This is a genomic window from Dyadobacter sp., from assembly GCF_051859145.1.
Lineage (GTDB): Bacteria > Bacteroidota > Bacteroidia > Cytophagales > Spirosomataceae > Dyadobacter.
The window spans coordinates 4,466-5,393 of sequence record NZ_JBHYGF010000296.1 but is presented as its reverse complement, the minus strand read 5'-3'; the positions used below and the strand labels follow the sequence as shown (position 1 = coordinate 5,393).

The following is a 928-nucleotide window of genomic DNA, read 5'->3' as shown; positions in this document are numbered from 1 at the left end:
CATCATCTTTGCCCTAATAAAAAACCAAGCAACCTATAACGATCACTTGGTTTTATCATAGAAATCAGGGTGACAAAACAATAAGTCAACAACAACATTTGACCATTAACAACAAATGGCTATCCTATCAAAAGAAGAAGCAAAAAAAATTATAGATAAAGTCCTGGCATTTTCGAAGGCTGATGAAGTCAGTGTAGGATTGTCGGGCAACCGGACGGGGAATATCCGTTATGCGCGGAACTCGGTTTCGACCAGCGGGGAAACCACTGATCTTTCGTTGTCAGTTACCTCTGTTTTCGGTAAAAAATCGGGTACGTCGACTATCAATGAGTTCGACGACGCTTCGCTGGAAAAAACAGTTCGCCGCGCTGAGGAAATCGCGCGGCTGGCTCCCGAGAATCCGGAGTACATGCCGATGCTGGGAGCAACGAACTTCCCGGAAAGCAAGGCATTTGCGGATAGTACAGCGGCCATTAACCCGGATTTTCGAGCGCAGGCCGCATTCAACAGCATTGATCCCTGCGTGAAAAAGAACCTCACCGCCGCCGGCTATATGGAAGACAGCGCGGGGTTTTCAGCGATGGGTAATAATAAAGGCTTGTTTGGCTACAACAAAAGTACCTCTGTCGACTTCTCCATTACTGTCCGCACGGCCGATGGAAAAGGATCGGGTTACGTATCCCGCGACTATAATGATGTATCCAAGCTAAATACATTGGCGGCGACGGAGATAGCGATGCAAAAGGCACTTGCTTCCACCAATACCAAAGCGCTTGAACCTGGCAAATACACCGTGATCCTAGAACCCACTGCCGGTGCAGACCTGCTGCTCAATATGATGCGGAGCATGGACGCACGCAGCGCGGATGAAGGCAGGAGTTTTCTGGGTAAAAAAGGCGGAGGTACCAGGCTGGGAGAGAAGCTTTTT

General features: G+C 48.8%; 1 protein-coding gene. It reads left to right on the top strand.

Features of this window, described 5'->3' with window-relative positions:
• Positions 1-115: 115 nt before the first annotated feature.
• The coding region (locus ACTIE6_RS16635) for a PmbA/TldA family metallopeptidase (protein WP_439557712.1) at positions 116-928 on the top strand (813 nt) is incomplete at its 3' end.